Origin of the sequence: Myxococcus sp. CA040A (assembly GCF_013336725.1) — a bacterium.
GTDB classification, from domain to species: domain Bacteria; phylum Myxococcota; class Myxococcia; order Myxococcales; family Myxococcaceae; genus Myxococcus; species Myxococcus llanfairpwllgwyngyllgogerychwyrndrobwllllantysiliogogogochensis.
The window spans coordinates 249,382-275,765 of the sequence record NZ_JABUMR010000008.1 but is presented as its reverse complement, the minus strand read 5'-3'; the positions used below and the strand labels follow the sequence as shown (position 1 = coordinate 275,765).

Here is a 26,384-nt window from a genome sequence, read left to right as displayed (position 1 = left end):
ACGCCTCTCGGGTTGTCACTCGTAGTAGTCGAACGCGTGCTCGGTACGGCGGAAGCGGTAGACGGCCCAGACGGCCGCGGGCTGTTCGGGCGTCAGGCGCACCTGCACGTCCGAGCCTTGCCACAGGGAGCGCTGATCCGTCATCAGCTCGTGCACCTGATAGGTCTCGTCCGCGTTCGCGCCAAGCCATTCCAGCGGAAGTCGCAACAGCGCCTCCTGCGGCGCGTACGGATCCAGACTCACCGCGACCAGCACGGTGCTGGTGCCGTCCGGGGTGCGCTTTCCGTAGAAGAGGACCCGCTCGTTGTCGGACTCGAAGAAGCGCAGCGTGTCGTAGGTGTGCAGCGCTGGCTGCGTCAGGCGCGCGTTGTTGAGCCGCGCAATCCAGTCCCGGATGTTGCCCGGCCGGTCCGCGTCCCACGCGACGAGCTGGTACTTCTCCGAGTCCAGGTACTCCTCCTTGCCAGGCAGCGGGCGGCCCTCGCACAGCTCGAAGCCGCAATACATCCCGTAGACCGAGGAGAGCGTCGCGGCAAGCGCCGCGCGCAGCCGGAACGCGCCGGGCCCCGCGTTCTGCAACAGCTCCGGCAAGATGTCCGGCGTGTTGGGCCAGAGGTTGCCGCGGAAGTAGTCGGACACGGGCGGCTGGGTGATTTCCTCCAGATACTCCTGGAGCTCGCCCTTGAAGTTGCGCCACGTGAAGTACGTGTACGACTGGGTGAAGCCCACCTTCGCCAGGGCCTTCATCACCTTGGGCCGGGTGAAGGCCTCGGAGAGGAAGAGCACATCGGGGTGGCGCTCCTGCACGCGGCGGATGAGCCACTCCCAGAACTGGATGGGCTTGGTGTGCGGATTGTCCACGCGGAAGGTCCGCACGCCCTGCTGCACCCAGTGCAGTACGACGGACTCCAGCTCCGTCCAGAGCGACTCGCGCGCGGGGCCCATCCAGTCGAAGTTGACGATGTCCTCGTAGCGCTTGGGCGGGTTCTCCGCCGTCTTGATGGTGCCGTCCGGACGGCGCTGGAACCACTCCGGATGCTCCTTCACATAAGGGTGGTCCGGAGAGCACTGGTACGCGAGGTCCAACGCCACCTCGATGCCGTACGACTGCGCGGCCTGCACGAAGTGACGGAAGTCCGCCAGCGTGCCCAGGCTCGGGTGCACCGCCTTGTGGCCCCCCTCCGCCGCGCCGATGGCCCACGGACTGCCCACGTCCTCCGGGCCCGCCTTGAGGCTGTTGTTCTTCCCCTTGCGCGCGGTGCGGCCAATGGGGTGGATGGGCGGCAGGTAGATGACGTCGAAGCCCAGGCCCTGGATGTACGGCAGCCAGGCCTCCGAATCCTGGAACGTCCCATGCGTGCGCCCATCGCGCTTCGCCGAGCGCGGGAAGAACTCGTACCAGGCCCCGAAGCGCGCCTTGAGCCGGTCCGCGAACACCTCCAGCTCCGGCTCGTGCCGCCGCGCCAGCGCGCGGTCGGGATACGTGGACGCCACCGTGGCCAGCTCCGGCGCCAGCGCCACGGCCACCAGGTCCGGTGTCGGGGGCTGACGCATCCGCACCGCGGCCTCGGTGAGCACCCGCGCGTCGGCCGCGTCCACCGGGCGCGCTCGGGCCGCCGCGCCTTCCAGCAGGGCCGCGCCCTCCAACAGCTCGCTGCGCACGTCCCGGCCCGCATCGACCTTGCGCTTCAGCTCCGACGTCCAGGTCCGGAAGAGATCCGGCCAGGCTTCAATCGTGTACTGGTAGCGGCCATTGCGAGCCAGGGGGAACTCCGCCTCCCAGGCGTCGTTGCCGAGCGGGCGCATGGGCACTTCGCGCCAGTCGGTCTGCTGTTCCTGGGGAGCGGCCTGTCTCCAGCGGACGACGGCGACGAGGACGTCATGGCCCTCCTTGAAGATGTCGGCGCGGACGGTGAGGCTCTCCCCGGCGACACGCTTGACGGCGTGGCGGCCGCCGTCGAGCTGGGGTTTGACTCCCTCGATGAACACGCTCCCGATTCGATCTTTCATATCGGCTCGCGGCCCTTATAGGTCTGAGGTGGGGTGAAGCTGGGCGGCGTGTCGCGGGGTGCGTTGATGAAGGACGACTGGCGCGTCGGCCGCGTTGGCTCGTGAACGTTAGGGACGGGGTCTGGGGACGCCCACCCGTTGGCTTCAAAGGGGCTGGCTGCCCGGCTGCCCATACATGAAGCTGGGATCCGCACCTCGGGTTGCGGTATCCGGGAAATACATGGCGCTTCCTCCACCCTCCGCTCAGCGGGCGAGCGACCCCGCCGCCGACAGGGCCCTGCTCCAGCAGGTCGCCCTGGGCAGCGGCGTGGCCATGCGGGAGGTCTACGCGCGCTGCGGAGCCCGGGCCTTCGCGGTGATGCTGCGGCTGTTGCCTTCCCGAGCGGACGCGGAGGAGGTGCTCCAGGAGGCCTTCCTCGAGGTCTGGCGGCGCGCCCGAGACTTCGACCCGGACCGCGGCGGGCTGGAGACCTGGGTGGCGACCATCGCTCGCACGCGCGCCATCGACCGGCTGCGCTCCATGGGCACCGCCGCCCGAGTCGCCGAGGGCTCCGCCCACGAGCCGCCTCCGATGAGCGCGACGCCTCCCGCTCCGGACGACGCGACGTCCCAGGGCCAGGACCGCGTGCGGGTGCGCAGGGCGATGATGACGCTGCCCCCCGAGCAGCGCGAAGTGGTGGAGTTGGCCTACTTCGAGGGCCTGTCTCAGCGGGAGATCTCCGAGCGCACCGGAGACCCCCTGGGCACGGTGAAGACCCGGGCGCGGCTGGCCCTGGAGAAGCTCGCGGACCTGCTCCGGGACGAGCGCGGCCCGGCGGACTGAGGCGCGGCCGGCTCCCGTTAAGGGAGTCTTAAGGTCCTCGGTATACCGTGGGCGTTCATTCATCCATTCATGACGGCACCGTGGTGACCGGGTGGGAGGAGGCGAGCGGGACATGGGGGAGCGAATCCTGCTGGTGGAGGACGACGCTCGGCTCGGCGCGCAGATTGTCGAGCAGCTGAGGGGCGCGGGCTTCGAGCCGCTGTGGTGGACGGAAGGCCGCGCGCTGCTGCCCGGGGAGCTTCCCGACGTGGGCCTGGTGGTGCTGGACCTGATGCTGCCGGGGACGTACGGCCTGGACATGCTCAAGGCGCTCCGGAGCTTCTCGGAGGTGCCGGTGCTCATCCTGAGCGCGCGCAACGACACGCTGGACAAGGTGCGTGCGCTGAAGCTCGGCGCGGATGACTACCTGACGAAGCCCTTCTGGCCGGAGGAGCTCATCGAGCGGGTGCGCGCGCGGCTGCGCCGGCCGGTGCTCCAGAAGGCGGACGCGGTGCTGGAGTTGGGGCTGTTGCGCGTCGACTTCCAGGCGCGGGAGGTCCGCGTGGAGGGGCGGGTGGTGGAGTTGACGCGGGTGGAGTTCGAGGTGCTCGCGGCGTTGGCCCGCAGGCCTCGCGAGGCGGTGACGCGGCAGTGGCTGGTCGAGCACGTGTTGGATCCGGAGCGCGAGGGGACGGAGCGGACGCTGGACGTGCACGTCTCGCGGCTGCGGCGAAAGCTGGCGCCGGCGCAGTGTGTGGAGACGGTGTGGGGCGTGGGTTATCGACTGGTCGCGGGAGACGGTTCGTGAAGCTCCGCCTGCGCCTGGCGCTCACGGCGATGGCGGCGGTGCTGCCTGTCGTGGTGGCGATGGCGTACTTCCAGCAATCGCTCCGGGAACGCTCGCAGGAGGAAGTGCTCGAAGCCTCCACGCTGGCGCAGATGCAGGTGGAACGCACGCGCTGCGAGGCCTCGCCCGAGACGTGGCGACCTCGCCCGTTCGAGCGACCCGCGCCGCCCGGGCGTCCTCCGCCGGATGGTCTGGGGTCTCGAGGTGGAGCTGACAACGGACGACCACCACCGCCTCCGAGGAGGGCTGGGGACGATGATGCGCTGCCACCGCGCGGGGAACCACTGGGTGCATTGGGGAGGAATGAGGCACTCCCGTCTCGTGGGGAGCCAGTGCCGAGAGCCACGGGGCTCGACGAGGCACGTCCACTCGACGAGGATCCTCCCCCGACAAGGCCCCGAGGCCGACCGACGCGTCCAAGCGGCAGCGACGCCTTCGATGGATCACCTCCTCGTCCGGGAGGAAGCGACGCCTTCGATGGTCCACCACCCGCTCGTCCAGGAGGCAGCGACGCCTTCGATGGATCACCTCCTCGTCCGGGAGGAAGCGGCGCCTTCGAGGGTCCACCACCCCCTCGTCCGGGAGGAAGCGAAGCTTTCGATGGACCACTGCCTCGTTCGGGAGGAAGCGACGCTTTCGATGGACCACCGCCTCGTCCGGGAGGAAGCGACACCTTCGATGGACCACCACCGCCTGGAAGGGAAGGGCGGGCCCCTCCTCGGGTGCTCTATTTTCCCTATGACGCTCAGCTCACTTCCCGGAACCCTCGGGCGCCCGCGCTGACAGCGGAGGTCCGTGAGGACGCGCTCGAAGGGGCGACGGTCGCCCGGCGCTCGGAGCTGGATGGGCGGCGGGTCCTCGACCTGCTGGTGCGCATGTCCTGGGACGAAGGTCCGTGCGCCTTCGTCCTCGCCCGTCGTGTGGAGCCTCCGGGGCCTTCGCCGTTCTTCCTCCCACCGCTCAAGGACTGGAGCCTGCTCGTGTCCATTGTCGTCGCGGCGGTGGTGCTGGCCCTGGGCCCGGTGGTGCGCCGCATCCGCATGCTCACCGAAGACGTGCGTGCGTCCGCGCGCAGTGGCTACGAGCAGCCCGTGTCCGTGCGCGGCCATGATGAGATCGCCGACCTCGCCCGGGCCTTCCAGGAGGCTCGCGCGGAAATCCAGGCGCGGATGGCGCAACAGGAAGCACGCGAGCAAGGCCTGCGGGACTTCCTCGCCAACACGACCCACGACGTGATGACGCCGCTCACCGTGCTCCAGGGCACCCTTTCCGCGATGCAGCAGCACCTCTCCCGAGGCGAGCCCGTGAACGCGGCCGAGGTGTCCTCCGCCATGAGCGAGGCGCACTACATGGCCTCGCTGGTCCACAACCTCACCGCGGCGACGCGATTGGAGGCTGGCGCGCCGCACGTCCAGCGCGCGCCCGTGGACCTCAACGACGTGATTGCTCGAGTCCTCGGTCGCCATCAGCCCATCGCCCGGCAACAGCGCATCTCCCTGGAGAGCGGTGTCCCCGCGACGCCCGTTCGAGTGCTCGGCGACGTGACGCTCATCGAGCAGGCCATCAGCAACGTCGTGGGCAACGGCGTGCGCTACGGCCGCGAGGAGGGGCACGTGGCCGTCGTGCTGGAGAGCACCCGTGAGGGACGCTTCGTGCTCCGCGTCATCGACGACGGGCCCGGCATCTCCGAAGAGGAGCGAGCGCGAATCCTCGAGCGAGGCGTCCGAGGAAACGTCGCGCGCACCCGGGCCCCGGAAGGACAGGGGCTGGGCCTGCACATCGCCCACCACGTCGCGCAGGTCCACGGCTGGGCCCTGACGTTGAACCCGTCCGAGTATGGCGGGCTCGAGGTGTGCTTCTCGGGGGAGATGCTGGCTCCTGACAAGGACTCGGCGCCGCGCGCTCCGCACGCCTGAGGGGACGCGGCGTCAGGAGCTGAGCAGGTCGTCACTGTCGCTGCGGACGTACCAGCGCTTGTCGCGAAGCCGCTTCAGGCAGTCGGTGAGGTAATCCTCCAACGAGGGTGCCTTCGCCTCATCGAGGGGCCCCGCGTATTCGGACCAGCGCAGCACCTGTCCACGCCGACCGGCCGGGCCCGGGGTGAGGTCCACGCAGAGCGCCTCGCCGTGGTCGTTCTTCGCGAACGGAATCCAACCCGCGCTCCACCACGTCCGGGTGAGCTCCTTCTGGCCCTTGGTGAGATCCAAGGGCTTGGACTTCGCGAACGCTCCGCTCTCACGTTGGGTCTCCAACTGCGTCCAGAGGTCGGTGATCTCCTTCACGCTCAGCACCTGATACGTGAAGAAGGACAGGCCCTGCTTCTTGTCTGGTGCGCCCCCGCCGAAGCGGAGCAGGAACGCCTGGAGGTCCGCGGGCAGCTCCGCCCCCACGCTCTTCTCCAGCGCGTCCACCTGCTGCTGGGACGCGGATTTCGTGCGGGCGAAGCGCTGCGCATAGGGCGCGTGGTGCTCCTCGTACCAGGCTCCCAGTTGGTTCGAGAGCGCCTCCACGCGCTCGGCGGCGGTGCCCACCCTCGACGGCTCGGGAGCCGTCACCGGGGCAGTCGCGGTTGCCTCGGGATCATCCGGCTCCTCGTCGCCGTACAGTTCGATGCGTCCGGTCTCAAGTCCCTCCAGGTAGTGCTCGAAGAATGCGTCCATGGACGGGGCATAGGGGCTCAGGGGGCCGCCGCGAATCTCCCAGCCGATGACCTGTCCACGCTTTCCTTCCGGGCCGGGGTCCAGGTCCACGCATTTGAGGTTGCCCCCACCGTCCTGCGCGAAAGGCACCCAGCCGGGGTGCCACCAGGTCCACTTCACGTCCTTCTGGGACTTGGACAGTTCATGGGGCTCGGCCTTCTTGAAGGTGCCTTTCTCCACCAGCTTCCGAAGCCCCTTCCAGGTGCTCAGAATCTGGTCGACGGGAAGCACTTCGTACTCGGAGACAGACAGGCCGGGCGATCCCGCCGGTGCACCGCCTCCGAATCGCAGCAGGAACGCGCGGAAGTCCAGGGGCAGCGGGGTCCCAAGCGCCTTCTCCAGGGCCGCGACGCGTGCCTCGGTCGAGGGGCGCGTACTCGCGAGTTGCTCCGCGTAGGTCGGGTTGCGCCTGGCGGCCCACGCACCAATGCGCTTCCAGACACTCTCCGAGCGAAGCGAAGCCGCCTGCTCCAGCGTGGGGCTTCCAGCGGCGATGAGCCGCTTCTCCACCCGCGTGTTCCCACGGCCGTTCGCCGTATCGATGGGGTAGTAGCCCCCCGCGTTCGCGGCCTTCGGGTCCGCTCCCGCTTCGAGCAGCAGCGTGGTGAACTTCACGTCCTCGAGGCTGGCCGCGTAATGGAGGGCGTACCAGCCGCGCGCGTTGGGCTGGTTCGGCTTCGCTCCCGCGCGGAGCAGCGCGCCCAGCACCACCAGGGATGGATCTCCGAAGATCTCATCCAGATCGAGCGCCATCGTCAGCGCCGTATTGCCATCGCTATCCGTCGTCCTGACGTTGACGTCGACGCCCTTGGAGATGAGCCGCTCGGCCACCGGGACGTTCCCGTAGCGGACGGCCTGCATCAGCACCGACCTGCCGTTGGAGTCGACCGCGTTCACCTGGGCGCCGTGCTCCAGCAGCAGCTCGAACAGCTCGGGTTGCTCCTTGTAGTCGACGGACAACATCAGCGGCGTCTCGCCACGGCCGTTGGGGAGGTTCGGATTCGCTCCCGCGCGCAGCAGCGTCTTCAGGACCTCCGTGGAGGGCTCCTCGTTGGTCTCCTGGTTGAGCAGGTCGGTGAGCACCGTGGAGCGGGCCTCGTCCTTCCACTGGTGGTTGACGTCGGAGCCCCTGGCGATCAGTAGCTTCACCAGCTCCACGGCGTCGTCACCTGTTTGAGCGGTGGCGAAGCCAAGGGGCGTGGCGGAGTCCGAATCCAGCCCCTTTACATCCGCGCCCGCGTCCAGCAGGAGCCGGGCGACGTCGAGGTTTCCCTCGGAGCACGCCGTGTGGAGCACGGGATAGCCGTCATCGTCGCTCACGTTGGGGTCGGCCCCATCCGCCAGGTGCCTGGCCACCGCCTTGGCGTTCGACTTCTTGACGGCGGAGAGCAGCGCGGCGTCTGGCTTCGACAGCTTCTTCTTGGGTGACATGGGGGGCGCTCCAGGGCAGTCGTCCTTCTCAACGCTTCCCCGTCGGAAATGTCGCGGTGGAAACGGCCTCAGGAGAAGCGCGCGAGGAACGCCGCGAGCACGGGCCCTCCACGTCGAGCCTCCTCGGGTGAGCCCGGTCCCCCCTCCCGGAGCTGGGCGCGAAGGTCTTCCAAGGCGGGCTTCATGGCCTCGAAGGCCTCCATGGCCTGCTCGGCGTTGTCGAAGAACCGGTGGTGGAGGAGCCACCCCGTGACAGAGCAGGTGATGGCGTGGAAGGAGCGGGAGTCGTCCACTTCGTACGTGAGACGCAGCTGGCCCTCCTGGTCCTCATCCCGAGCGATGGTGCCGCCCTGGGTGCCCATCCAGCCCAGGGACGTGCCGCCGTCATAGGAGGTCCAGGGGGCGCTCGGTTGTGGTGACATCGCTTCTCCTCGGGAGCCTGGGTGGGCACTCCACGCGAACAGTGTTTCACGAAGGCGCGAGCCGGGGCACATCACCCGAGTGGCCGAGGTGGCGCTTCGCGGGTGCATCGGTGCCCGGTCGGAAGTCCCATCGCTGGCCATCGCAACCCATGCGCGGGTTGCGCGTCCCCCCGCGCCGGCCCACGTTTTCCATAGGTTCCCCTGGCTGACGCAGTGCCGCCGGAGGGGGCGGGTCTCGCGTTCAGTCCGTCACGAGCGTGAGGCCCCTGGTCGAGTCGAGACGAGGGGGCCCGCGTCATGCCAGTCGAACCGTCCAATCCATCGCGCTCGCCATCGCCCATCCGGTCGCCCGAAAAGCGAGACCGTCAGTGGCGCATGCAGGGGCCGGCATGGCGCCGAGCACTCGCCATCCTCTCCGCCATTCTCATCGCGGTGGCCGCGGAGCTGTACCTGAGCGTGCTGGTGGGAAGGCGGCTGTCGATGCTGCTCGTCCTCGCGCTCGTGTGTCTGGTCGGTGGCGTGCTCGTGTTCGGCTACCTCCTCCTCACGGAGCGCGGCGCCTGGGAGATGTCGACCCGAAAGGCGCCCTGGAGGTGGCGGCGCGAGGACGGAATGCGGCCCGAGGAACGCGCTCTCGAATCGTCGTCACCCGACGGCGTGGCCGAGGCACGGGCGGAGCAGGTCCCTTCCTCCTCGGAGGAGGACCCACGCTTCTCCACACAGGATGGGGGCGAGACGTCCTCGACGGCCACTGGCGCGGGCTTCGTGGACACGCCAGGTCCCCGGAAGCGCGCGCTCATCCTGATTGGCGGGGGACTGCGCGCGGCATGGCAGGCGGGGGCGATTCGAGCGCTGGAGGACGCGGACCTGGGTTTTCATTTCGCGGATGCGACGTCGGCGGGGTCCCTCAATCTGGCGATGCTGTTGTCCGGAGCGTCGCCCGGGGAGGCGTGCGCGCGGTGGAGGACGCTGTCCGTGGAAGACTTCCTCGCCCATGCGGTGCCAAGGAAGACGCTGGACGTGCTTCATGTCGAGCCGCTGGGAGACCCGGAGAAGGTGCTCCGGCGCGTCTTCCCTCATCTGGGAATCGACCTTGGAGCCATCCGCGCCAGCTCCCTCGTGGAAGGCACCTTCCATGTCTGCGACTTCGAGCGGAAGACGGACGTGGCCATTCCCCATCGGGACCTGGACCGGGAGCTGCTGCTGGCGGCCATCTCTCCCCCCATCCTCATGCCACCGGTGGAGCGGGACGGCACGCTCTACACGGATGCCTTGTGGACTCAGGACACCCACCTGCTCGATGCCGTCCGCCGGGGCGCGAACGAACTCTGGGTGCTGTGGTGCCTGGGCAACACGCCCGTCTACGACGATGGCCTCTACGAGCAATACGCCTACCTGGTGGAGATGAGCACCAACGGCGCGCTGTTCGCGCAGCTTCGCGTCATCCAGGAACTCAACGAGCGCATCGACGCGGGGGAGGTCGTGCCAGGCCACCAGCGTCCCATCGCGGTCCACCTCATCAAGCCCGAGCGTCCGCTCGCGCTCGACCCGGACCTCTACGCGGGGCGAGCCACGGCGGCGGCCCTCATCGACATGGGCTACTCGGACACGTGGCGCTACCTCGACGTATGCGGTGCGCAGGGGCTGCCGCTCACGCCGGAGATGACCCGGACCACGGAGCCCTCACCCGACCTCACCTTCGTGGAGTCCCTCACCGGCCTCTTCTCGATGGGCGTCACCGACCCCACGCAAGGGGCCCTGCATCCAGGCGCCCAGCCGATGACCATCCACTGCACCATCAGCGTCGGTGACCTGGATGCCTTTGTCAGTGATGTGAAGTGCTCGGCGCGACTGGTGGCGCGGTTGAGCTTCGCGCCGTTCGGCGAGGACCTGCCGGTGCGACGAGGAAGCTTCAACATCTTCCGCCCCTCGGACGCTCCCAGTTCGAGGGTGATGACGTATGGGCTGCGCTTCCCGCATCAAGGGCGCGACTACTTCCTGGAGGGGACGAAGGTCGTCGATGATCGACGGGGCGGGGACGCGTGGAAGGGCTCGACGCGGCTGCACTGCCAGCTCCACGCGGGGATGAACGCCCAGGGGCCCGTGGTGGGGGCCGGAGTCCTGACGCTCGGGGTGGGGCAGCTCCTGTCGCTCATCTCCAGCATGCAGCCCGCTCGGCGCGAGGGCGCGGGGACCACGGCCATGGATCGCTTCGGCCGGTTCTTCCTGGGGCCGCTGTGGGAACGGTACGCACCGCGGGCCCAGTGGGGCAGCACCCGTGAGGTCGTGCTGGAGGCCCACGGGCCAGAGGAGCCACGGGCCCAGGCGTGAGTCAGAGGACATCTTCGACCCAGGTGGGGAAGGGTGCCCGGGAGAAGACACCCGATGGCGGCTTGCGCCATCCGAGGAACAGTGCGGAGCGGCGCGGTTTGTGTGGCGACCGCCAACGGCCTAACCTGCCATGTCCATGAAGGCGATCCTCGTCTCCCTCTTCCTGTTGGGCTCCACTCCCGAAGCCTCCACGCCGGCGCTCCCGCCCGAAGCGCTCGCGGCGCCGCCCATCTCCGACGACTCTCCGACAGCCTGGGCCTGCACCGTCGACACGCTTCGCGAGGGCAAGGAGTGCGTCTTCGAATCGGACGCCGCCGCCAGCGCGTCCGGTGCCGAACAGGCCACCGCGAACCGCAAGCTGCTCAAGGACATCTCCCGCGCCCTGTGCACGGAGGCGGTGGGCAATGCCCGCGAGGGTCGCACCGACGCGACGCTCATCGCGCTCTGTGAGCGCCGCTACGTCGCCGCCGCGGACCAGTGCGGGCTCGCGGGAGGCACGCCCATCGTGGACGCCAAGGGCCGCTTCGCTCCTGGGGCCCGGACCTGCTACCGCGGACTCTCCAGCGTTCTGCAGGAAGTCCAGCTCATGGCCACGGTGGCCGCGCCGTGCTGCGAGTGCGCCGCGCGTCGAGGGTGCCCCGGCACGGGAGACCGGTGCTACGCGGACGTGTCCCAGCAGCAGACCTCGCCCGCGACGCTCGCGTGCCTGAGTGAGCGCTGCGAGGACGTGTGCTCCGTCGTGCTGCCCGCGCCGACCGGCGCTTCTTCCGCCTCGCCCACCGCCCGTGAGCAGCAGCGCTCCTCGCGCTCGGGCTCCGCCTCGCTCTAGGAGTCAGCTCCATGCGCCACCATCCCTGGACTCTTCCGACCTGGGCCCTGTTGGGCTCGCTCGCCGCCGGTTGCGGGGCATCCCACTCCCACGTCACGTGGGCGGACTCCCAGCCTCGCGAGGACGCCCCGCTCACCCCGAAGGCCGCGGAGGCGCCGCCGCCCAGCGCGTCCGCCGACCCCAAGGCCTTCGCCGCGCGCTACCCCAATCCGGCGCTGTGTGAAGCCGCCGCGCGCAGGCTCCAGGCGGAGTCGCGGGACGAAGGCTGGGCGGGTCTCAAGGCCTGCATCGAGCTGACGCCCTTCACCCAGATTCGCGCGCTGCTGAGCGGCGCCTGGTCGGAGGACCTGCGCGTGCGTCCCGAGGCCGCCTCGCTCATCGCCCGGGTCGTGGCCCAGCGCGGAGGCAGCGTGTCCGGCGAGCTCCAGTACCTCCAGGAGCGGAAGATCCCCATCTTCTCGCTCGCGTCCGCGGTTGAGCGTCCCGACACGTACAAGGGTCGCTACGTGTTGCTGCGCGCCCGCGTGGCGGACCAGCGCTCCGAAGGGGAGAAGCCCACCGTGTGGCTCGTGGAGCACACGCTGGCCTCGGTGGAGACGAATGCGCCGGTGGGTTATGGCGAGAGCTACGACACCACCACCACGACGTCGGGAGACCTGGGCGGGCAGACGCAGCTCACCGGGCCGGGCCGGCTGGGCGGCAGCGTGAGCACGCGGGAGCGCGGCAACAGCTCCACGACGCGCAAGCACTACGACAACATCTCCGACGAGACCGGCCAGGAGGCCCTGGGGCGGCTGCAGGGCGCGGATCCATTCCTGGAGGCCCGCCGCGACTACGTGTTCCTGGCGCGGTTCGACGGTGTGAGGCTCACGTCGGGAGGCACCGATGACGATGCCGAGGCGCCCCGCATCCCGGTGCTGACCATCGTCAGCTACCACTCGCCCCAGCCGCTCGTCGTCTACTGAGCCGCTGTCGCTTCGAGCGCGGATAAAAAACGAGGCGCCGGGAACATGTCCCGACGCCTCGCCTGGGGAGCTGGCCCCGCGCCAACCCCACCTGATTCGAAAACCCTCGGAGAAAATCTGGGCCTTCAGGCGGGAGACCTCCGCCCCCGGGGATCGGCCACGCTGCACGTGGATTTTTCCTTCCCACGTGAGGGCCGTGCCCGGAGCCCCTGTGGGCAGGGGTAGGCGCGGGAGTGTTCGAGGGGCCTACTGGGGCTGGGCGCCACTCACGACGAAGGCCTGGGTGCCGTCGCGGCCGGAGGCGAGCTGCACCGTCACCGGGTCACCGGGCGTGGTGGAGATGCTCACGCTCGCCGGGGACTCCACGTCCACCTGGAACGTGCCCGGGATGAGGAACTTGAAGGTGGCCTCGAAGGTGCCGTCCGCGTTTTCATCGGTCAGCGGAAGCGTCTCGCGGCTGCCCGCGTCGTTGATGAGCACCGCGTGGAAGTCCGCGAGCGTCACCGCGGTTCCTTCCACCGTGGGGAGCACCACGCCGGCGCCGAGCTTCACCTCGACGGTGATGCTCGCGGACGCCGTCACCTCGGCCGCCTTGATGACGGGGCTCATCACCCAGCGGCCGGAGTTGCCCGCCTCCTTGCCAAAGCTCTGCGCCACGTCGAAGTCGACCAGGAGGATCTTCTGCTCGCCCTCGATGGTCAGCTTCTCGTCGAACTTCACCTTCAGCCCCGACGAGCCGTAGCTCGGCATGTGGAGCTGGCCGGCGACGACGGCGCCCTCGGGAAGTCCCGCGTAGTTGTTGGAGGTGGCGAAGATGGACGTGGAGCCATCCGCGTTCTTCGTCTCCAGATAACCGCCGGTGATGACGAAGCGAAGCTGGGAGTAGTCCCCGTCGGGAACGACGGCCTCGGAGACGAGCTCGGAGGTCGAGTTGGCCAGGTCCAACAGGCTGACGGTGACGGGCTCGTCGCGCAGGACGACGCGGCCGCCTTCCTCGTCGCCACCCTGGAGATAGATCTGCGAGATGGTGACCACCGCGGTCTCCACGCCGTCGCCGGGGGCATCGGTCAGCAGGATGGAGACTTTTCCGTCTCCGCTACCACAGCCCATCAGTGGCAACAGCAATGCGATGGCGAACCCCGCGACGAGGTTCGCACGGCGAGCATGAGTCAACATGGGGGGCTTGCTCCGGCAGGGGGCCGTGAAGACAACGGGCCGTTTCGACCGAAAATGACTCACGCCGGAGCCCATCGGCCACACGCGGAATTTCAGCCTTGGCTGCCCGCAGGGGCTGTAGGTGGAGAATTCCGGGATGTCCTGGGCAGGCGAGTCCTGAGGCTCACCCACCGTGGAGCCAGGGCTTACGGTGGGCGAGAGTCGCCCGTCGACTCAGGGGCCGCCCGATTCGAGCCCGTGCTTGCGGAGCAGCTTGCGCAGATAGACGCGATCAATCCCCGCCTCGCGCGCGGCGCGCGACACGTTGCCCTCGCAGCGCTCGACGAGGTTGCGCAGGTAGTCGCGCTCGAAGCCCTCGATGAGCCGCTCCTTGGCTTCCTTGAACGGCAGGTCGAGCGCCAACGACTGGGTCGACTCGGAGTCGTCCTCCGGTGGTGGCACGGGTGCGGGCACGTCCGGAATGTCCGGCAGGGCCTCTTCACCCAGGCTCACCACGCGGTCCACCACGTTGCGCAGCTCGCGCACGTTGCCGGGCCACGGGTACTGCGTCAGCAGTGCGCGGGTGACGTCCGACAGCGCGCTGGGAGGCTTGCCCAGTCGCGCAAGCACGGTGTCGATGAGGAGCGGGATGTCGTCGGGCCGCTCGCGCAGGGGTGGCAGGACGACGCGCAGCACCGCGAGGCGGTGGAACAAGTCGCCGCGAAAGCGGCCCTGCTTCACCGCGCCCTCCAGGTCCTGATGCGTGGCGGCCACGACGCGCACGTGGAAGGTGCGGTAGTCATTGGCGCCCACGCGCTTCACCTGTCGGCGCTCCAGCACGCGCAGGAGGCGAGGCTGGACTTCCAGCGGAAGCTCTCCGACTTCGTCCAGGAAGAGGGTGCCGCCGTGGGCCCGCTCGAAGGCGCCGGCGCGATCACCGTGCGCCCCCGTGAAGGCTCCCTTCACATGGCCAAACAGTTCGCTTTCGAGCAGCTGCGGTGGAATCCCCGCCAGGTCGGCGATGACGAAGGGGCCCTTGCTGCGCATGCCATGCGTGTGGATGGCCTCCGCGCACAGCTCCTTGCCCGTGCCCGTTTCGCCCTGGATGAGCACGTCCGACTCGCCCTGGGCCAGCCGCTCCAGCAGCGTGAAGACCTCCCGCATGCGTCGGCTGTTGCCCACCAGCCCCCCGAAGCTGCTGCGGGAGGAGAGGGGGAGGGCTCTCGTCTTCTCTCCTTCCGGAACCAGCTTCAGCTCGGTGGTACCCAGGGTCAGAGTTGCCCCTGGACGAACCTCCAATTCGGAGAAGCGCATACCCTCGCAGAAGGAGCCGTTGCGTGATCCAGGGTCCACCGCGCGCACGCCATCCTCGCGGACCTCCAGGACGAGGTGCTGCCTGGACACGGAGCGATCCGGCAGGACGATGTCCGACGTCGCTTCGGAGCCCACGCGATAGCGCCCGGGCGCCAGCGGGTACGTCTTTCCTGCGTCCGGCCCCGACAGCACCGCCAGTTTCACCCGGAAGCGGGGGCTCCTGAGTGCCGGTAGGGCATCGGTTCGAACCAGCGCGTCATCCCCGTCCTCGTCTCCCAGACTTGCCACGGTGCACAACATAGCACGGGGAGACCCAGGAAGTTCGGGCTCCCAGGATTCTGCGGTAGGTTCCGGATTGATATGGCCTTGCAGCCCGGCGACAGGTTCGGCCGATACGAGCTGGTGTCATGGCTTGGTCGGGGGGGAATGGCGGAGACGTGGCGGGCCCGGTGGATGGGCGACGCTGGCGTCACCAAGTCCGTCCTCATCAAGAAAGTGCTTCCGGAGTTCGTGGCGGACGACGCCTTCGTGTCGATGTTCATCAACGAGGCGCGCATCTCCGCCACGCTGTCCCATGGCTGCATTGCCCAGGTCTTCGACTTTGGTCGGGTGGAAGGCCAGTACTATCTGGCCATGGAGTTGGTGGATGGGCAGCCGCTCCACCACGTCCTGAAGCGCGCGCTGAAGACGGGCCTGTCGCGGATGCCCATTCCCCTGGCGACGTACATCACGTTGGAGATGTGCCGGGGGTTGCACTACGCGCACACGCGCACGGATGACAAGGGCAAGCCCCTGGGCATCGTCCATCGCGACATCTCTCCGGACAATGTCCTCATCAGCTACGAGGGTCAGGTCAAGATCGTCGACTTCGGCATCGCCAAGGCGCAGCTGGCGCGCAACTTCATGACGGAGCCCGGGGTGGTGAAGGGCAAGTACCTGTACTTCTCTCCCGAGCAGGCGAGGGGATACGAGGTGGACGCCCGCTCCGATGTCTGGTCGACGGGCCTGGTGCTGTACGAGATGTTGTGCGGGCAGCCCCCCGTCAGCGGCACACCGGCGGCGGTGATGATGCGCATGGCGCATGGGGAGTTTCCCTCGCCACGGGAGGTTCGCGGGGACCTGCCTGTCGAACTGGATGAGCTCGTCATGAGGGCGCTGTCGGTGGACCTGTCGGCCCGGTACGAGTCCGCGAATGCGTTCGCGGATGCGCTGGCTGCGTTCCTCTATTCCCACGCCCCGCGGTTCTCGACGATGAACCTGGCCTACCTGGTCCGGGTGCTCTTTCGGGGAGACATGGCGGTGGAGGGGAGGGAGCTATCCGTTCCGGCCTCGTTCATCGATGAGCTGACCTTGTGGCGGGCGAGTGGGGCGCCGCCGGAGGTGCCGCCGAAGAAGGAGCGAGGGAAGAAGACCGCGTCGCGGGCCGAGACGGAGATGGACCTGGACCTGCGGTCCAATCAGCAACGGACGACGCGAAGGCTGTTGCCCGCCATGGGAGTCGGCTCCACCCATGCCACGGAGGAGACTCCGGAGACCCATGTGCCGGAGGTGCCCGCCCCGTCCAGCGGAGGCCTTTGGGGTTGGGGGCTGATGCTGGGAATCGCAGCGGTGCTGGTGGTCGGGACCGTGGCGTTTCCCGAGTACTACATCGCGGCCCGGTCGACGGTGATGCCGACCCCGGATCCCGTGGCTCCGCACCGTCCCCCTGAGGGATATCCCCCGGGCGCGACAAGGGCCGACGTGCTCCACGCAAGAGTCTTGCTCGACCGGGGCGATTTTCCGACAGCGTCCTCCCTGGCGGAGAAGTGCCTGGCGGTCGCACCGAATCACCCAGACTGTCTGTGGATCGCGGGGGCCAGCATGGCCCGCCTCAAGCAATTGCCCGAGGCCGAGATGCACTTCAAACGACTCATCACGGCGCACCGCGATCATCCTCTTGCGGAGACGGCTCTCACTCTCCTGGAGGAGATGAAGGCCGAGCGGAATATCGAACAGGGCAGATCCGGAACGACGTCGGCCGTGCCGAAGAAATGCCAAGGCGTCGATCCCAACGCTCTGGACTGTCTGATGGCGACTGCCGAGAGGTTTGAGCAGTTGGAGGAGTTCGACAAGGCAGTCCAGGCCTATCTGAGCGTGGCCATCCTGTATGCGGGACATCCGTCCGCCAGTCTCGCGAGGAACCAGGCCGTGAGAATCAACCATTACTCCAGGAGTCAGAAGACGCCTCCATCCACGAAAAGCAATGCCGCCGCGGGCCTGAGCCACGACAATCCGGACAGGTTGATTGCTCGCGCACGTCAATTCCTCAAGGAGCAGGATTACGGCGCCGCGCTTCAGTCGGCCGAGCAATGCCATGTGCTGGCACGAAGGAACCCTGACTGCTTCTTGTTGATGGGTATCGCCAACGCCCGCCTGAACAACCTGGAAGAGGGGGCAGGGCACTACAGACGCTTTCTCGGTCTGGCCCCGCTCGACCATCCGGCTCGGCCAGGCGTCGAGAACCTGCTCAAGCAGTACGACTCATCAAAATGACCTGAGCCCCTTCTCCCGTCAGGACATCCGGCAACTCCAGTCATGGCCCAGGACCGCAACGCACGCTTCGGTCGGTACGAACTCCTGGCCCTGCTGGGGCGTGGAGGCATGGCCGAGACGTGGCGCGCGAGGCTGGTCGGCGCGGCGGGCGTCACCAAGCCCGTCCTCATCAAGAAGGTCCTCCTCGAGCACGTGAACAACGAGGACTTCATCTCGATGTTCGTCCGCGAGGCCCGCATCTCCTCCACGCTGTCCCACGGCAACATCGCCCAGGTCTTCGAGTTCGGCCGGGTGGACGGCCAGTACTTCCTCGCCATGGAACTGGTGGATGGCCAGCCCCTCCACCGCGTCCAGAAGCGCGCGGCGAAGCTGGGCCTGTCCCAGTTGCCGGTGCCCCTGGCCACGTACATCGCCCTGGAGATGTGCCGAGGGCTGCACTACGCGCACACGCGCACGGACGACAAGGGCGCGCCGCTGAACATCGTCCACCGGGACATCTCCCCCGACAACGTCCTCATCAGCTACGAGGGCCAGGTCAAGATCGTCGACTTCGGCATTGCCAAGGCGCGCATGTCGCGCAGCTTCAAGACCGAGCCCGGCATCGTGAGAGGGAAGTACCTGTACTTCTCCCCGGAGCAGGCGAAGGGGCGCGAGGTGGACGCCCGCTCCGATGTCTGGTCCACCGGCCTCGTGCTGTACGAGATGCTCTGTGGACAGCCGCCCATCACCGGCACGCAGGCCTCGGTGATGCTGCGCATGGCCTATGGCGAGTTCCCCTCCCCACGGCAGGTGCGCGGAGATCTTCCCGTCGCGCTGGATGAGCTGATCATGAAGGCGCTGTCGGTGGAGCTGTCGACGCGCTACGAGTCCGCGAATGCCTTCGCCGACGCGCTGGCTGGCTTCCTGTATTCGGTCTCTCCACCGTTCTCGACCATGGACCTGGCGCAGTTGGTCCGGGTGCTGTTCCAGGAAGACCTCGCCGAAGAGGGCCGCGCGCTGTCCGTGACAAGCGCCTTCCACGAGGAACTCGAGGTCTGGCGCTCCCACGCCGCCAGGGTCCGCCCACCCCCGAAGCCGCCCCCCGTTCAAACCGAGGAGCTTCCTTCGGCCCGAGACGCCGAGCCTCAGGATCCGGCTCGCAAGCGGAGGCGCTCCGAGGTCGTGATTCCCCTGTCGGAGCGGCCCACCCAGCTGCTCGACAGCGCCACGGAGCTCCTCCTCCCCAGCATCCCCCAGCAGCGAAACTGGAAGCGGCTCGCGGGCATCGCCTGCGGCGTCGTGGTCGTCGCGGCCTGCGTGGGGCTCGCCCTTTCCACGCGGCGCCCGGCCACGTCCGGTGCCATGCCCGCGCCCGAAGCCCGACCCCGGCTGGACTCCGGCACCCTGCGTCCGCCCACCTTCGTCCAGTACCCCGTGACGGAGTTCCTGCTCGAGGCAGACCGCGACGTCATCATCGTCCCCCGGACCTTCAAGGCGTTTGGACCGCTCGCCCCGGAGCGCTCCTTCGTGCTCGTCGACACGACCTCGCCCGGCCGGGGTGCGCCCTTCATCCTCAGTCCGTCCCAGGGCCTCCCTCCAACGGTCTTCTTCCTGCTGTCCGGCGACGCCTCGCTCCTCCCCGAGACGGCCCGTCTGGGGGAACTCGCGGGCGAGCCCCAAGCCATCGAGAAGGCCCGCGAGATCTCGCTCTTCCGTCTCGGACCTGGCAGCAGGGAGTCGATCCCCGAGCGGCTCATCCAATTGTCCGGCGCGAGCGTCGCGGCATCGAAGTCCTTCGTCTTCCGCCCTGACGCGGAGGGGCTGCTGCTGAAGCGCGGACTCGTCCTCAAGGGGCTCGATCCGATGACGACCTACGCGCTGAACCTGGAGGCGACGCCCCAGGGCGCATTCCTTCACGGTCGCGGCGCGGGCCCTGCCACCACGGTCATCTGTGCCCAGTGGGTGCCACCGCCCGAAGAGAACCCCTCGCCGCGCGGAGTCTCCCGGGACAAGGAGGCCTTGCCCCTCCAGTTCCTGCTCCGACAAGGCGAGGAGCGCCGCGTGCGAGGCGTCCTCGGACTGGTGTGTGGCTTCGTCGACGACGGCGCCGACGGCAACGAGGGGGCGCTCCGGATGCGCATCGACGCGGAGGCCGCCGTCAAGCGTCCGCCCGCCAAGAAGCCTCGCACCCCGGACGTCACGCAGCTGCTCAAGGACCTGAAGCAACACCTTCGCGAGAAGAAGTACGAGGAGGCCGTGGCCGTGGGGGAGAAATGCCTGGCCTTGATTCCCAGCCACCCCGAATGCCTGCTCCTGTCAGGCACGGCGCTGGGCTACGCGGGCCGGACGGAAGAGGGCGCGCGACGGTACCAACGCTTTCACCAGCTCTATCCGGAACACACACAAGCGAACATCGTGGAGGGGCTCCTGATGGAAATCGAGGGCGCCTCGGCCCCGAAATGACGGCGCCACCGCGACATGATTTGCGCGCCCGCCACGGGTTACCCCCATGACCCACGATCCGCATGAGCACCTTGGACGCTATGAGCTCCTCACCCAGTTGGGTCGAGGAGGCATGGCGGAGACGTGGCGCGCGCGGTTGGTCGGCGCCGCGGGCGTCACCAAGCCGGTCCTCATCAAGAAGGTGTTGCCGGAGTTCGCCAACGACGAGGCGTTCGTCTCCATGTTCATCAGCGAGGCGCGCATCTCCGCCACGCTGTCGCACGGGAACATCGCCCAGGTCTTCGACTTTGGACGGATGGATGGACAGTACTTCCTGGCCATGGAGCTGGTGGATGGTCAGCCGCTCCACCGACTCCTGAGGCGCGCGGCGAAGACGGGCCTGCAGCAGATGCCCATTCCCCTGGCGACGTACATCGCCTTGGAGATGTGCCGGGGGCTGCACTATGCCCACACGCGCACGGACGAGAAGGGCGCGCCCCTGCACATCGTCCACCGGGACATCTCTCCGGACAATGTCCTCATCAGCTACGAGGGTCAGGTCAAGATCGTCGACTTCGGCATCGCCAAGGCGCGCATGCTGCGCAACTTCAACACCGAACCCGGCGTCGTGAGAGGGAAGTACCTGTACTTCTCTCCCGAGCAGGCGCGAGGCCGCGAGGTGGATGCCCGCACGGATGTCTGGGCAACGGGCCTGGTGCTCTACGAGATGCTGTGTGGACAGCTCCCCGTCACCGGCACGCAGGCGGCGGTGATGTCTCGGATGGTGCATGGGGAGTTCTCCTCGCCCCGGGAGGTGCGCAAGGAGCTGCCGTCCGCGCTGAATGAGATTGTGATGCGAGCGCTGTCCGTGGATGCCTCGATTCGCTACGAGTCGGCGAATGCGTTTGGCGACGCGCTGGCCTCGTTCCTCTATCCGTTCGCGCCTCGGTTCTCGACCATGAACCTGGCGTATCTCGTCCGGGAGCTGTTCAAGCCGGACCTGCTCCAGGAGGGCCGCGAGCTGACCGTGCCGCCCTCGTTCCTCGAGGAGCTGGCCGCCTGGCGTGGAAAGGACGCACCTCCGCCCCGTCCCCACGCACGGCCACCGACGCCAGGGCCCGCGCCCGTGTCCAAGGTGTCTTCCCCGAGGCGCGGCGCACACAATGCCCCCACCGTGCGCACGCCTTCGGTCGCGGGTCCCTCGAAGTTCCCCAAGTGGGGTCGACTGGGGCTGGTCGCGGGCACAGGACTCCTCGCGCTCTGGGGGACCCTTCACTGGCTGCGCCCGTCAGGGGTACTCGAGGTAGCGGACGTCCCTTCGCATTCATCGCTGCTCGCGCACTACCCGGAGCCCGGCGACGCAGGGGGCGCGGTGTCTCGCTCCGCTCCAGATGCCTCGACTCCGCGGGCCGCTCAGCAGGTGGCGCTGGATGCGTCCAGTCCGGATACCGGCTCCGAGGACTCCGTCGAGTCCGAGCCCGTCCCGGAGTATCCCGCCGCGACGGCCTTCCGTCTGGACTCCCGACGACATGTCCTGCGCGTACCGCTGGACCTGGTCGCCTTCCCGCGTCTGGATTCGACCGTCACCTACCGCCTCTGGGGATCGAGCCCGTCGGATGGGTTTGCCCACCCGGCCGTCCTGGAACCCGCACCGCGCCGGGAGCCTCCCGTCTTCTTCCTGCTCTCGGGCGAGGCGGTCAGACCGGAGGTTCGCGAGGGCGTCGTCGGTCGCCGTCCCATCTCGATAGAGGGCGTCCGGGCCGTCGCGCTGTTCACGCTGGGAGAGCCGACCCAGGATGACCTCGCCTACCAGTCGGTGTACCTCAAGCAAGAGGATGCGGCCGTCGAGCAGCGCTTCACCTTCCACCCCGAGCCCATGCGCGTCTCCGCCAGCAAGGGGCTTCTGATTCGAGGCCTGGATGCCCGGCAGACCTATACCCTGTCGCTGAATCCGGTCGGGGAGGGTGTCTTCCTGAGAGGAAGGGCCTACGCGCCGATGAGCCAGGTGGCCTGCATCGAGTGGTCCGAGCTCCCCTCCACCCTCGAGCCCGTCCGAAAGGTCGACGGGTATGCCGAGCAGCCGCTGCAGTTCCTCCTGCCGGAGTGGCGCGAGGTGAGGGTCCGCGGCATCCAGGGCCTGCGCTGCGGCTTCATCGACGATGCCGTCTTCGACAACGAAGGCGAGGCCGAGGTGCGCATCTCACCGTGGGACCCCAAGCGCCCCAAGGCTCCCCCGGTGGAGGATGCCCGCGTGGGGGAGGCCACGAGGCTGGCCACACAAGGGCAGCGGCTGGCGCGTGCCGGACAGTTCTACGATGCCTTCCTGCTGGCCGAGGATTGCCTCTCCACCGTCCCGGAGCAGCCGGACTGCCTGGTCCTCTCGGGGGTCATGCAGGCGCGGCTCGGTCGGATGGACGGCGCCCTCGAGCGCTATCGGACCTTCCTCCGGCGCTACCCGAGCCACCCCAAGGCCGCCACGGTGAAGGAACTCCTCTCGGGCCATGGGCAGACCCGACCCGCGTCCACCCCCTAGCGGCGGGAATCCTGACATTGAGACCCGCATTCACTGACGACCCTTTTTGATCGGAATCCCTCGCGATACCCTACGGCCCAATGGCGAATGAGCAGCACGAACAGTTTGGCCGGTACGAGCTCCAATCCCGAATTGGCCGGGGAGGGATGGCGGAGACGTGGCGGGCGCAGCTTCTGGGGGCCGCGGGCGTCACCAAGCCAGTCCTCATCAAAAAGGTGTTGCCGGAGTTCGCCAACGACGAGGCGTTCGTCTCCATGTTCATCAGCGAGGCGCGCATCTCCGCCACGCTGTCGCATGGGGCCATCGCGCAGGTCTTCGACTTCGGGCAGGTGGATGGCGAGTACTTCCTGGCCATGGAGTACGTGGACGGGCAGCCGCTCAACCGCATCATGAAGCGGGCGCTGCGCTCCAACTTCGCCAGCCTTCCGGTGCCCATCGCCACGTACATCGCCCTGGAGATGTGCCGCGGGCTGCACTACGCGCACACGCGCGCGGACGACAAGGGTGAGCCGCTGAACATCGTCCACCGAGACATCTCCCCCGACAACGTCCTCGTCAGCTACGAGGGCCAGGTCAAGATCGTCGACTTCGGCATCGCCAAGGCGCGCTCGCTGCGCAGCTTCGACACCGCGCCGGGCGTCGTGAAGGGCAAGTACCTCTTCTTCTCCCCGGAGCAGGCGCGGGGCGAGGACGTGGATGCGCGCACGGACGTCTGGGCCACGGCCGTGGTGCTCTTCGAGATGGTGTGTGGCCGGCTCCCGTTGGAGGGGCCGGAGTACGTGGTGATGCACAAGCTGCACACGCGCCAGCCATTGCCGCGTCCGCGCGACATCAAACCGGACCTGCCGGTGCGACTGGAGGCCATCCTCCAGAAGGCGCTCGCGGTGAAGAAGGAGGACCGCTTCGAGTCCGCGCATGCCTTCGGGGATGCGCTGGCGGGGTTTCTCTTCAAGGCCGCGCCGCGCTTCTCCGCGATGTCGGCGGCCTATCTCCTGCGGGAGCTATTCCGCCCCGACCTGACGGAGATGGGCAAGGACACCAAGGTTCCGCCCTCGTTCGTGGAGGAGCTGTCCGTCTGGCGTGCCACCAACAGCCTCCTGCCCAAGCCGACGGAGATCTCCGCGCCGGAGCTGCGCACGGAGCCGCAGACCATCGAGAGCCATCCAGGAGAGCTGCCGGATGGAGGGGAGGGGCTGGACAGCGAAGACGAGGATGAGGACGGCAACTCTCCGGACCGGGGAGGCTTCTTCGAGAACGGCTTCCGCATCTCCACGCACCACGTCGTGGTGGCCGCGGGCCTGCTGGTGCTCGCGGGGTTCATGTGGTCGGCGTTCGACAAGCTCAAGTCGGACTGGGTCCCGCCGAAGCCCTCGTCGAGCGGACCGGCCCGGCCACCGCTGCCCACGCCTCCGCTCAAGGACGCGGATGCCCGCCGGCCAACGGATGCACCTCCGCGGCAGCAGCCCTCGCAAGTGGCCGCGGGCAAGCCGCCCGAGGCGATGGACACCGTGCACATGCCCATGGAGTCCTTCCGGCTGGATGCACGGCGGCACCTGTTCGGCGTCTCGTCCGGGCGTGCGGCGCTGGGGACGCTGAACCCGGAGGTGACCTATCGCATCTCCGAGTCAGGGGTCTTGTCCCCGGCGGATCGCGGCAAGCCCATGCCGAGCATCTTCTTCCTGCTGTCGGGGAAGAACGTCGCGGCGGACGCGGCGGTGGGCCTCGTGACGCGCAAGCCGGAGCCGTTCCGGGGCGCATCGGCGGTGATGTTCTTCACGGTGGGGGCGCCCACGCCGCAGGATGACCTGCCCGAGCGCATCGTCACGGTGACGAACACGCGGACGAACGAGGAGCGCCGCCACACCATCCATCTGGAGTGGATGACCACGGACCTGAGCAGGAGCCTCTTCGTGGACGGCCTGGACCCCATGGAGGTGTACACGCTGTTGCTGGAGCCGGTGGAGGGTGGAGCCTTCACGCGAGGAAGAGATCAAGGGCCGGTGGTGACGGTGGCGTGCGTGCAGCAGGTGTCGGTGGAGCGTGATGGTCCGAGCACGCCTCCGGCCCGGGCGCAGCGCTTCCTCCTGTCGAGGGGCGAGGACGTGAAGCTCAGCGGCGTCCACGGGTTGTACTGCGGCTTCATCGACGATGACCCGACGGACAACCAGGGCGCGGTGTCGGTCCGCATCGAGACGGCCCGAGCCACCGCGGAGCGCGCCGCCGCGGCCGCCGAGCGTGCCGAGGCCGAAAACGTCGAGGTCGAGGTCGAGTCCGCCAACGTCGGGCACGAGGATGCGGGAGCGCGCCCTGGGGGACATGTGTCGACGGGGACGCGTACGACCACGAGCAAGCCGGCGACATCCGGCAAGCAGCAGGAAATCGTGGTGGAGCCGGAGGAGTCGCCGGAAGCGAGTCGAGGCGAGCTGGCGCTCGAACAGGCCAAGGCCCTGTTCAAGTCGAAGCAGTTCGAGTCCGCGAGAACCCGGGCGCGCGAGTGCGTCGCGATGGAGCCGGAGAACTTCGAGTGCCACCTGTTCCTGGGCTCCGTGGCGGCGCGGCTCGGCCGCAAGGAGGAGGGCGCGAAGCACTACCGCCTCTTCCTCGACCTGGCCCCGTCATCTCATGCCCAGGCGAGCAAGGTGCTGCGCGTGCTGGAGGAGTACGAGTCCATGCAGGGCTCACCTTCCGAGCCGTAGCGCGACTGGCTCGGACGTTCGAGGGCCAGGGGGCTTGCTCCGAGCCGTCGCGACACCGGCTCGGAGATGCACGGCCTCACTTCGTCGGCTGGCCAAGGGCCTGGGCGCTGACATTCGGCGAAGGGGAAGCGAGGGCCCCGAGCAGCGCACGCGCCCGCTCCAACTGTCTCGGTGGAAGCGGTGGGAAACCTCGCAGCGCCGCGTCCAGGTGAAGCCGGGCCTCATCCCGGGCCCCGTCCGCCGAGGCCACGAGTCCCGCGACATACTCCAGCCTCGCGTTGCGAGTCCCCAGCCGCAGCGCGGCCTCCGCCAGGGGACGCGCCTCGTCCAGCTTGCCGGCGCTGACGAGCGCATAGGCCAGCACCGCCTGCGTGAAGACGTCCTGACGGCGTGTCAGCTCACGCCGCGCGAGCACCTCCGCCTGGGCCACGTCTCGTCCCAGGTCCAGGAGCAGCCGCGCCTGCTCCCTCGCGTCCTGGGCCGTGTCCTGGAACGCCTGGGTGTACTCAGCCTGGGCCTCCTGCTCCCGCCCCGCGGCCATGAGCGCGTCGGCCAGAAAGGCCCGATGTCCCAACTTGGGACGAGCGGTCATCGCCGCCCGGTACTCCACCGCCGCCGCGTCGGGGAGTCCTCTCATGCGCAGCACATGCCCCCGTCCCGCGTGCGCGCGGTCCAGGCCGGGCGCATGTGAGAGCGCCACGGTGAAGTACTCGATGGCCGTGTCCGGCTCACCTCGCGCGAGGTACGCATCGCCCAGCTCACACAAGGCCCGAGCCACCGTGTCTCCATCCCGAGGGTCCGCGGACGTCGCCGCCAGCTTGAGGACGGAGATGGCCCCATCCACGTCTCCGCGCATGAGGCGCAAATAGCCCACGCGGGTGTACGTCGCATGCGAGGGCTTCAAGTCCATCATCCGCGCGTAGGCCGTCTCCGCCTCGTCGTAGCGCCCCAGCTCCAGCTCCGCGTCTCCGAGCAACCCCTGGAAGAAGGCGTCGTGCGGGAACAACTCCGTCAGTCGTCGCGAGGCGTCGCGAAGATCCTGGAACTGATGGTCGTGGTGGAGCAGGAGCAGCTCCACCTTGAGGGCATCCACGCGCTCGGGGTCCACCAGCAACGCGCGTCGTGCGGCGACACGCGCATGCAGGAGGTGTTGCTCATCCCCCGAGCGGAGCCCCTCCCGCATCCACTCCGTGGCGAGTCGGGCCTGGGCCGGGGCATCGTCCAGCGGGGCATCGCGCTGCATCCGAGCCAGTCGCTCCCCCGTGGATTCGGACGCCCGCGAGCCCGGGGGCGTCTGCCGTGCGGGAGCGAGCCACCACCGCGTGAGCCCGCCCGCGGAGATCGCCACCACCGCGACGCCGAGGGCGAGCAGTTGTCGAGAGGCCATGGCACGCGGG

At 68.5% G+C, this 26,384-nt stretch carries 17 protein-coding genes; 11 read left to right on the top strand and 6 right to left on the bottom strand.

Annotation, left to right across the window (positions count from 1 at the left end; translation table 11 throughout):
• Window positions 1-15 precede the first annotated feature (15 nt).
• The gene (locus HUA75_RS34005; protein ID WP_174488748.1) at window positions 16-2,010 is read right to left on the bottom strand and encodes an alpha-1,4-glucan--maltose-1-phosphate maltosyltransferase; all 1,995 of its coding nucleotides are present in this window, start codon (window positions 2,008-2,010) and stop codon (window positions 16-18) included.
• A 220-nt stretch (window positions 2,011-2,230) separates the two neighbouring features.
• Between HUA75_RS34005 and HUA75_RS34000 the strand changes: the two genes are divergently transcribed.
• The 4 genes from HUA75_RS34000 to HUA75_RS47145 all read left to right on the top strand — a co-directional run bounded on the left by HUA75_RS34000 (window position 2,231) and on the right by HUA75_RS47145 (window position 5,575).
• Window positions 2,231-2,833, top strand: a complete 603-nt coding sequence (locus tag HUA75_RS34000; RefSeq protein WP_174455455.1) for a sigma-70 family RNA polymerase sigma factor — start codon at window positions 2,231-2,233, stop codon at window positions 2,831-2,833.
• Window positions 2,834-2,945: 112 nt separating this feature from the next.
• Window positions 2,946-3,620: a response regulator transcription factor gene (locus tag HUA75_RS33995; protein ID WP_141642335.1), complete on the top strand. Its 675-nt coding sequence runs from the start codon at window positions 2,946-2,948 to the stop codon at window positions 3,618-3,620.
• A gap of 477 nt (window positions 3,621-4,097) precedes the next feature.
• Window positions 4,098-4,442 (top strand): hypothetical protein, encoded by a 345-nt coding sequence (locus HUA75_RS47150; RefSeq protein WP_254627900.1) that lies wholly within the window; start codon window positions 4,098-4,100, stop codon window positions 4,440-4,442.
• Complete coding sequence (locus tag HUA75_RS47145) at window positions 4,382-5,575, top strand: sensor histidine kinase (protein ID WP_371746253.1); 1,194 nt, start codon at window positions 4,382-4,384, stop codon at window positions 5,573-5,575. The genes HUA75_RS47150 and HUA75_RS47145 overlap by 61 nt, the downstream gene beginning before the upstream one ends.
• A gap of 12 nt (window positions 5,576-5,587) precedes the next feature.
• Here HUA75_RS47145 and HUA75_RS33985 read toward each other — a convergent pair whose 3' ends face one another.
• Both HUA75_RS33985 and HUA75_RS33980 read right to left on the bottom strand, forming a co-directional pair.
• The gene (locus tag HUA75_RS33985; protein ID WP_174488747.1) at window positions 5,588-7,789 is read right to left on the bottom strand and encodes an SMI1/KNR4 family protein; all 2,202 of its coding nucleotides are present in this window, start codon (window positions 7,787-7,789) and stop codon (window positions 5,588-5,590) included.
• Between the two features lie 68 nt (window positions 7,790-7,857).
• Entirely contained in the window at window positions 7,858-8,211 is a 354-nt protein-coding gene (locus HUA75_RS33980) for a hypothetical protein (RefSeq protein WP_174488746.1), read from the bottom strand.
• A 375-nt stretch (window positions 8,212-8,586) separates the two neighbouring features.
• Here HUA75_RS33980 and HUA75_RS33975 point away from each other — a divergent pair, with 375 nt between their 5' ends.
• The 3 genes from HUA75_RS33975 (at window position 8,587) to HUA75_RS33965 (ending at window position 12,336) form a co-directional block, all read left to right on the top strand.
• A complete protein-coding gene (locus tag HUA75_RS33975; protein WP_217446403.1) occupies window positions 8,587-10,542 on the top strand; it encodes a patatin-like phospholipase family protein in 1,956 nt (651 codons plus the stop codon).
• 130 nt (window positions 10,543-10,672) lie between these two features.
• A complete protein-coding gene (locus tag HUA75_RS33970; protein WP_141642339.1) occupies window positions 10,673-11,371 on the top strand; it encodes a hypothetical protein in 699 nt (232 codons plus the stop codon).
• Between the two features lie 11 nt (window positions 11,372-11,382).
• Window positions 11,383-12,336 (top strand): hypothetical protein, encoded by a 954-nt coding sequence (locus HUA75_RS33965; protein WP_141642340.1) that lies wholly within the window; start codon window positions 11,383-11,385, stop codon window positions 12,334-12,336.
• Between the two features lie 246 nt (window positions 12,337-12,582).
• Here the strand turns inward: HUA75_RS33965 and HUA75_RS33960 are convergent, their stop codons facing one another.
• Together HUA75_RS33960 and HUA75_RS33955 are read right to left on the bottom strand one after the other, a co-directional pair.
• On the bottom strand, window positions 12,583-13,512 hold the full coding sequence (locus HUA75_RS33960; protein ID WP_174488744.1) for a DUF4382 domain-containing protein: 930 nt from the start codon (window positions 13,510-13,512) through the stop codon (window positions 12,583-12,585).
• Between the two features lie 213 nt (window positions 13,513-13,725).
• Entirely contained in the window at window positions 13,726-15,105 is a 1,380-nt protein-coding gene (locus tag HUA75_RS33955; protein ID WP_141642342.1) for a sigma 54-interacting transcriptional regulator, read from the bottom strand.
• 60 nt (window positions 15,106-15,165) lie between these two features.
• Between HUA75_RS33955 and HUA75_RS33950 the strand changes: the two genes are divergently transcribed.
• The 4 genes from HUA75_RS33950 (at window position 15,166) to HUA75_RS48035 (ending at window position 24,987) form a co-directional block, all read left to right on the top strand.
• Complete coding sequence (locus HUA75_RS33950; RefSeq protein ID WP_174488743.1) at window positions 15,166-17,337, top strand: serine/threonine-protein kinase; 2,172 nt, start codon at window positions 15,166-15,168, stop codon at window positions 17,335-17,337.
• Between the two features lie 42 nt (window positions 17,338-17,379).
• A complete protein-coding gene (locus HUA75_RS48045) occupies window positions 17,380-19,779 on the top strand; it encodes a serine/threonine-protein kinase (protein ID WP_174488742.1) in 2,400 nt (799 codons plus the stop codon).
• Between the two features lie 46 nt (window positions 19,780-19,825).
• Window positions 19,826-22,291, top strand: a complete 2,466-nt coding sequence (locus HUA75_RS48040) for a serine/threonine-protein kinase (protein WP_174488741.1) — start codon at window positions 19,826-19,828, stop codon at window positions 22,289-22,291.
• A gap of 80 nt (window positions 22,292-22,371) precedes the next feature.
• Entirely contained in the window at window positions 22,372-24,987 is a 2,616-nt protein-coding gene (locus HUA75_RS48035; protein WP_174488740.1) for a protein kinase, read from the top strand.
• A gap of 76 nt (window positions 24,988-25,063) precedes the next feature.
• On the opposite strand, the gene HUA75_RS33930 is transcribed toward HUA75_RS48035, so the two are convergent.
• On the bottom strand, window positions 25,064-26,374 hold the full coding sequence (locus HUA75_RS33930) for a tetratricopeptide repeat protein (RefSeq protein WP_174488739.1): 1,311 nt from the start codon (window positions 26,372-26,374) through the stop codon (window positions 25,064-25,066).
• Window positions 26,375-26,384: the final 10 nt, after the last annotated feature.

What these genes read in the sequence shown, in the direction of transcription:
- HUA75_RS33985 (WP_174488747.1), bottom strand. Translation starts at nt 7,789, where the DNA reads ATGTCACCCAAGAAGAAGCTGTCGAAGCCAGACGCCGCGCTGCTCTCC.
- HUA75_RS34000 (WP_174455455.1), top strand. Translation starts at nt 2,231, where the DNA reads ATGGCGCTTCCTCCACCCTCCGCTCAGCGGGCGAGCGACCCCGCCGCC.
- HUA75_RS34005 (WP_174488748.1), bottom strand. Translation starts at nt 2,010, where the DNA reads ATGAAAGATCGAATCGGGAGCGTGTTCATCGAGGGAGTCAAACCCCAG.
- HUA75_RS33950 (WP_174488743.1), top strand. Translation starts at nt 15,166, where the DNA reads ATGGCCTTGCAGCCCGGCGACAGGTTCGGCCGATACGAGCTGGTGTCA.
- HUA75_RS48035 (WP_174488740.1), top strand. Translation starts at nt 22,372, where the DNA reads ATGGCGAATGAGCAGCACGAACAGTTTGGCCGGTACGAGCTCCAATCC.
- HUA75_RS33970 (WP_141642339.1), top strand. Translation starts at nt 10,673, where the DNA reads ATGTCCATGAAGGCGATCCTCGTCTCCCTCTTCCTGTTGGGCTCCACT.
- HUA75_RS33995 (WP_141642335.1), top strand. Translation starts at nt 2,946, where the DNA reads ATGGGGGAGCGAATCCTGCTGGTGGAGGACGACGCTCGGCTCGGCGCG.
- HUA75_RS48040 (WP_174488741.1), top strand. Translation starts at nt 19,826, where the DNA reads ATGACCCACGATCCGCATGAGCACCTTGGACGCTATGAGCTCCTCACC.
- HUA75_RS47150 (WP_254627900.1), top strand. Translation starts at nt 4,098, where the DNA reads ATGGATCACCTCCTCGTCCGGGAGGAAGCGACGCCTTCGATGGTCCAC.
- HUA75_RS48045 (WP_174488742.1), top strand. Translation starts at nt 17,380, where the DNA reads ATGGCCCAGGACCGCAACGCACGCTTCGGTCGGTACGAACTCCTGGCC.
- HUA75_RS33975 (WP_217446403.1), top strand. Translation starts at nt 8,587, where the DNA reads ATGCAGGGGCCGGCATGGCGCCGAGCACTCGCCATCCTCTCCGCCATT.
- HUA75_RS33965 (WP_141642340.1), top strand. Translation starts at nt 11,383, where the DNA reads ATGCGCCACCATCCCTGGACTCTTCCGACCTGGGCCCTGTTGGGCTCG.
- HUA75_RS33980 (WP_174488746.1), bottom strand. Translation starts at nt 8,211, where the DNA reads ATGTCACCACAACCGAGCGCCCCCTGGACCTCCTATGACGGCGGCACG.
- HUA75_RS33960 (WP_174488744.1), bottom strand. Translation starts at nt 13,512, where the DNA reads ATGTTGACTCATGCTCGCCGTGCGAACCTCGTCGCGGGGTTCGCCATC.
- HUA75_RS33930 (WP_174488739.1), bottom strand. Translation starts at nt 26,374, where the DNA reads ATGGCCTCTCGACAACTGCTCGCCCTCGGCGTCGCGGTGGTGGCGATC.
- HUA75_RS33955 (WP_141642342.1), bottom strand. Translation starts at nt 15,105, where the DNA reads ATGTTGTGCACCGTGGCAAGTCTGGGAGACGAGGACGGGGATGACGCG.